This is a genomic window from Aeromonas sp. QDB30 (assembly GCF_027707645.1).
GTDB classification, from domain to species: Bacteria; Pseudomonadota; Gammaproteobacteria; order Enterobacterales; family Aeromonadaceae; genus Aeromonas; species Aeromonas caviae.
In genome coordinates, this window is record NZ_JAPCIY010000058.1 from 22,718 (window position 1) to 28,717 (window position 6,000).

Annotated in this window: 5 protein-coding genes; all 5 read right to left on the minus strand. The window is 48.1% G+C overall.

The genetic code is table 11. The features are described 5' to 3' along the window. Positions 1 to 366: 366 nt before the first annotated feature. The 5 genes from PG896_RS15725 to PG896_RS15745 all read right to left on the minus strand — a co-directional run bounded on the left by PG896_RS15725 (position 367) and on the right by PG896_RS15745 (position 5,899). A complete protein-coding gene (locus tag PG896_RS15725) occupies positions 367 to 1,860 on the minus strand; it encodes a DUF4041 domain-containing protein (RefSeq protein WP_270672149.1) in 1,494 nt (497 codons plus the stop codon). 210 nt (positions 1,861 to 2,070) lie between these two features. Beyond that, positions 2,071 to 2,610 (minus strand): recombinase family protein, encoded by a 540-nt coding sequence (locus PG896_RS15730; RefSeq protein ID WP_270672148.1) that lies wholly within the window; start codon positions 2,608 to 2,610, stop codon positions 2,071 to 2,073. A gap of 112 nt (positions 2,611 to 2,722) precedes the next feature. Beyond that, positions 2,723 to 2,860 carry a hypothetical protein gene (locus PG896_RS15735; protein ID WP_010674054.1) on the minus strand — a complete coding sequence of 46 codons (138 nt, stop codon included), beginning with the start codon at positions 2,858 to 2,860 and terminating at the stop codon, positions 2,723 to 2,725. 379 nt (positions 2,861 to 3,239) lie between these two features. Continuing rightward, positions 3,240 to 4,199, minus strand: a complete 960-nt coding sequence (locus PG896_RS15740; protein WP_216948305.1) for a hypothetical protein — start codon at positions 4,197 to 4,199, stop codon at positions 3,240 to 3,242. After that, positions 4,196 to 5,899, minus strand: coding sequence for a recombinase family protein (locus tag PG896_RS15745; RefSeq protein WP_270835896.1), 1,704 nt, complete (start codon positions 5,897 to 5,899; stop codon positions 4,196 to 4,198). The genes PG896_RS15740 and PG896_RS15745 overlap by 4 nt, the downstream gene beginning before the upstream one ends. Between the last annotated feature and the right edge of the window lie 101 nt (positions 5,900 to 6,000).

The window sequence follows — 6,000 nt, forward strand, 5'->3', positions numbered from 1 at the left end:
GGCCCCAGCGGCCCCATCCGGCCAGGTGTGCTTCCCTGTGAGGCTCCCTGCCCCCTGTCGTCCTATCCGGCCAGGTGTGCAGCATAAGGGCCTCCTCCCTCGGTCTCCCCCTTTGATACCGCAGCGCATCCCGTCACAGACCAGCGTGTTCTGGCGCGCGGCCCCCTCCCTTCTCCACTCGGCCTGACTGGTAAAACCAGCCCATCCGGCCATGAGCGTTGCCATGGGGAGACCACAATGCCAGAATCGGGCCCTTGCACGATTTCAGGGCCGCCGGCCCGCAGACAAAGGATCCCCCATGGCCACCACCCTCTATGGCATCAAGAACTGCGAGCTGTTTTTATTGGAAATACCACAAAAACCTCTTCAAGCTGATATGGCATCCGCAAGCCTTGAAATCACTTGGGCCTGCTCGATCTCAGCACTAGATTGATCAGCATTTTTCCCGCGTTCAAGGTCATGCTGGCTACGGATAGCTTTAGACTCGTAATAGTCACGAGCAACAGCTGTCTCTATGAACTTAACGTCATCTCCAATCACGCTCGATACTTCATTTTTTATTTCATCCAATGTGACACTGAAGAATTCTTTACGCTTGTTTACAAGATTGATTCTTTTGAAATCAAACTTTTCATGTAATGTCTTCTCAAGAGCAGGGGCGTCATTTGTATGAATCATTGCATGTACGTCAAACCCGAACGGTACAGATGCATCGCCCAACTCGGTCACTCGATCAAGTGGCTCAAGTCGGCGAGTCATGCCTATTTTGTAGACGTTATCCCCAAAAGAACCAATATTCGATATGACATATACATGACCTTGTTTAGTCTGTTCAGCCATCGACTTCGCTCTTTGATGCTTTTTCTCAGCCTCCTCAAGTGAAGACTGGAGTTGATCTATCTTTTCTTGCAGCTTGGATTTCATGGCATCAGAAGCATGATCCAATTCCTTTTTGGCTTCTTCTAATGCTTTTTGATAACGTTGCTCTTCACGGATAGCCTCTTGCTCAAGCTTCTTGATCTCTGCTTCGGCTTTTGCTTCCTCCCGCATCTGAGCTCTAATTTCAGCTTGTTCCTCTTTCTCTCGTTGCTTCTTCTCATTGAATCCAAAGTATAACTCTAACTCAAGAAGTTTCTCTTTTAAAAAACGCTCAGTTATATATATGTGATTCGACTCGTTCAATTTATTAATATCATTAAACGCCTTTGTGATACGCTCTCGCATTTTCACTATATTCTTCCAAGTGCATCCAGCAATAGCCGCCTCACACTCATTGTTAAACGCTCTAGCTGTTAGACGAATCCCTTTTTCCGTCATCTTCCGGCCTTCAGCCCTAGAGCCTTCAACAGTCCATTCCTTTGGACAATAAATAGCACCAGATGATGTTTTATTTCTAAGCATTTCTTTCTGTCTTTCACGACAGGTAGCTATAGAAGCTTTGAACTCTTCTGATGTATCAAAATCGAACTTTGGCTCATAGAACCCTAACTCGATTAGCTCCATATCATCTTTGTAAATAGCCACTTGACGGTTCAAAGAATCGAGCATTACTTTAGTGGAATTATATGCCGTCAATAGCTCGCTAGCTTTTTTTGCTAATTGCTCTTTATCCTTTAATATTTGCTGTTTAGACTCATCTAAAGCAGATAGTTCTTGTTGAGATGTGTTTTTTAAAGCTGCCAGCTCATTTTCTAGCGATGACTTGAGTGCATTACACTCATCTTCTGTATTAAAGACAGCAGAGAACCGAGCCTTGTAGTCGGCAACGAGCCTTTCATTGGCCTTTGACTTTCTTACAAAAAATACAAGAGCAAACACTACTGCAATCAACACGACCAATAATATATAGACATCTATCACATGCACCTCTCAATATTCGATTTCAAGACAGATTTGTACCGTTTTATCATCATCTAGGCATAGCGATTCTAAATCGTGATGCCTCCACTAGGTTGATGCGGCCAAGTTGATACTAGCATTACTCATAAAGGGCTATGCAAGCAAGAAGCTTGCCCTTTTCGAGATACAGCACATCTTTTAGTTGAAGGCATCACAATTCTTTTTCATGTTTTACAGGTTTTGAATTCTATGGACACTCGACACACTGATACCCAGCCGCTTTGCCACTGATGCCTTAGCGATGCCCTGCGATAAGAGATGCAGCACCTCATCCCGCTTCTCCATCGCGGTCGGCTTACGGCCCTTGTAGACCCCTTTGGCCTTTGCCAAGGCGATCCCTTCCGCCTGACGCTCCAGCATGATTTCCCGCTCGAACGTGGCGATAGCTCCGATCATCGTCAGCATCAGCTTGCCTGTCGGAGTGGCCGTGTCGATGCCCAGATTCTGGATCTGCAATGTTACCCCTTTGGCGTGTAGCTGGTCTGTGATCTCCAGCAAGTGCCGGGTGTTCCGGGCCAGACGATCCAATTTTGTCACTTTTAGCACGTCTCCAGAGCGGACGAATTCGAGCATTGCCTGTAGTTGCGGCCTATCCGTCTTGCTACCGCTGACCTTCTCGTTAAAGACTTTTTCGCACCCCGCCAGAGCTGCCAGTTGCTGCTCCAGCGATTGCCCCGTGGTCGAGACACGGGCATACCCGATGATTGCCATGATGGCCTCCCAATAGGCTCAAGACCCTGCAAGAAAAACGTGTCAAAACTCGAAAACCAACCCGTGTGACAGGGGTTGCCGAGGGGCTTCCGGTCTGTCACACGGGCATGGTCTATTGAGCGTCCGGCTCCTTCGGCGGGGGCGGCGGTGTCTGCATCGAGTTGACGGCCTCCTTGATGAGGACGCCCAAGGCTGCTAGCAGTGCCGCCTCCAACGCTTTCAGTAACGGGTTTCCTTGCTGCTCATTCATACGCCTTCTCCTTGCTGGATGGCTCCCGACAAGGGGCCAGATGTGATGTATTCCATGGGGTTCTCCTATGGTGTAGATCTCCATCTCGCTTATACCGGCGTAGGGTCTGAATGTTGCCTGCTCGTTTTCCTTGTGCTGGTGGGGTTTGGGATTGTTTTTGCCGGGCAATCAACCGGGCAAGATCGTTGCAATCATCTCGGAATCTCTCCTTCGGGTGGCTGGTAAGCTCCCCCCTCGGTGCAGTAAATAGATAAGAGTCAGAGTAACTAAACGGGTATATATATCGGGCTGGAACAGCTGGAACACCAGACACATACCGCCGAAAAGCCCATGAACACGCTGTCGGATGTGTCGATGAGACTCAAATCGACCAGACACATCACCCCGAAATGTGTCGATTGGCAGTCACTCGCGGCGGGGTCAGACGGTGATATGCCAGATTACCGCTATGCCTCTGACTCAACCGCCAGTCAAGCCGCTCTGCAATCGCTTTAAGGTCTCGTCCCGGCTGAGCTGGATATCGTAGATACCCGGCTGGATCGCAGGTATAAGCACTCTGGGCAGAATCTCGCGTGATATCAAGATGTCGGCCATCGCCCGGCTCTGCCATAGCCATCAACAGCCCTTGCAGGTACTCCTCCACGCTTAGGATGCGTCCCTGAGCACGACAGATGGTGGCCCACAGCTCTTGTTCCTCGTGCCGTATCCTGAGCGGTCTGAGGCCCGTCTGCTGCTCGATGTAGGCATCACGCTGGTGGTCTGCTTGGCGGTTCGCTGGCTCCAGATGATAGGCTTCATCAAACTCCAGCAAGTACACCTCCTGCCGGATCGGTTTGTCAAAATACTTTCCGTCTGGGTCGAACCACTGCAAATCGACTCGGAAATCTATTCGGTAAGGGCCGCAAGAGAATTGCGGGATCACTTCGATTCGCAAACCCGGCTGCTGTTCTTCAAAATAAGCACGCAGCGACACTAGGTACTCTGTGTAAAATGCTGCCTCATAGCGGCTCTGACCTTCCTCTCGTGGTAATGATTGTCCGGTCAACCGCTCGATTTCCGCTATCAACACTGCGTTCAGGTGAAAGCTGGGGCCATAGGTCAACACAGCCAAGGCTTGTAAGGGAGTCCACGTCCCCAATCCATTACCGGGTTCGGGAATCTCCGGCAGGTCAAGCCCCTGCACCTGCCGGAGGTTGGCGATTGCCCGCCTGACGTACTGACTGTAACGCCCATTGAAGCCAGGTATCTGTGACAGCAATGCTCTTGGGTCGATGATCCCCTGTGAATGGTGCCCAACAAAGATACCTACCACGCCAAACTCCCCTTGTAATGCCTTCACTTTGACTCTTGTAAACTCAAATCCTCGAACTCATCATCCAGACCGCTTGACACATCTTTCCGGTGGAGAGCGTATTCCTCAATCTCCCCCTTCACCCACGCAGCATCAATGTAGGGAGCTTCCGAGGTTGTCCTTAACAACTCCTCCCCGCTGAGATCTCTAACGCTACTGCCTGCCAGCTTGGGTTTGAAAGCTTGCTCTAGCATGAATTGATCATCTAACCCCTTGAATACTGCGGCTAGATCATAACCATCGTAGCTAAATTTGATCTCTTTCAGCACTGCTTTTAATTGGCTATTAAATAGTTGACGTTGCTCAGTACTGATCAGTTCCTCTGGTTTCAGTAGATTGAGAATTGTTTTTTCTGACAACTCAAGACTCATGAGCTCGTTTTCAAGTTCGCGTATTTTTTCTTCTAAGACTTTGCAGCTAGCTTTGCTCTTTACAAATGCGTTTCGAAAAGTAGCATCATCGTCAAAATCTAATATGGATTGAGCAGCTTTATCTTTCTTTCTACTCTCAACATCTAATTGAGTTCTCAATGTTGCTAACTGTTCTTGAAGAGATAAAAACTTCTCATTCTCCCCCACCCGTCTTTGCATTACTTCTGATAGGATACTAACTGCTTGTAATAACTGAGGCTCAACTTTGTCATAGAGCATGTTTGGCAGATTACACCCTGTAATATTCTGCTTAGGACAAACAAGATAGTTACGAGGGCTCCCTGCTCGCCCTTTATTTTGGTAGCGTAACGATTCTCCACACTGGCAACGCAGTATACCGCTAAAGAGGTTGTTATAAGTGCCTTTCCGATAAGAACCACTATGATTATTTCTCTGGTTGATAAGATGCTTCACTTCATTGAATAACATAGGTTCGACTATCGCCGGATAATATCCCCAAATAGGGTCTCCCTCCGGAATCCGCTTACCATCCTTTATTTGATGTGGATGAAACACTCCGATCACAGATTCACTCTTGATAACCGCCTGAATGCCTGCGGGACGCCAGTCAGCTTTTTTTCCAAAAGTCTTATAGCCCTTCTCCAGAAAGATCTTGGCTATTTGCTCGTAGCCACAGCCGGACTTTGCCAGCTCAAACATCTCGTTCACGACTTTGACTCGTTCAGGGATAGCAATAATCTTGCCCTCCTCTAATTTCAGCCATGAAGGTAAGCGAGAGTTTTTCATCACTTGGTTATTCTCTCTAGCGTGCTTGCGACCATTCTCCCAAGCCTCACTACTCCTTTTACTTTTTGTTTTAGACTCGTCATTCGCTCGTGCCATACTAACGATTGAAACAAGTAGCGATGTTATGTCCACAGCCCCACTTTTATAAACTCGCCCATCAATAAGGGTGACAATCACAATTCCCAAACCAATCATCTCTAGGAATTGGCGTAACGCGTCCTCAATTGCTTGCCTACTTAGGCGATCAACCGATTCGACCAACAGGTAAGATCCTTCCTTAATCTTCCCATCCTTCACTGCATCAATGAAACGCCCCAGAGCTCCATTAGTTCGATTGCTCCCCCTGTAGGCACTCACCCCAAAATCCTCAAGTGCTTTATCACTAAGTTGTAGTTGATGCTTTTGGCAGTATTCCGTAGCAAGCTCCAACTGACGTCGGTAGCTGTCCCCTTGTGCCTGTTTTGGGGTACTGAATCGAATGTAGGAATAGGCTTTTGGGGAACGGCTCATGGCAACACCTTTACATTGGCCCACATCATGTACAGAACCTTAAGCGGCAAGCGAATTAATAATACCGTCTAACGTGTTGTTTTGCTTGGATTTTCTCTGCC

Bases quoted from the DNA above. Each gene is read 5' to 3' on its own strand.
- PG896_RS15730 (WP_270672148.1), bottom strand. From the start codon at position 2,610: ATGGCAATCATCGGGTATGCCCGTGTCTCGACCACGGGGCAATCGCTG.
- PG896_RS15735 (WP_010674054.1), bottom strand. From the start codon at position 2,860: ATGAATGAGCAGCAAGGAAACCCGTTACTGAAAGCGTTGGAGGCGGCA.
- PG896_RS15745 (WP_270835896.1), bottom strand. From the start codon at position 5,899: ATGAGCCGTTCCCCAAAAGCCTATTCCTACATTCGATTCAGTACCCCA.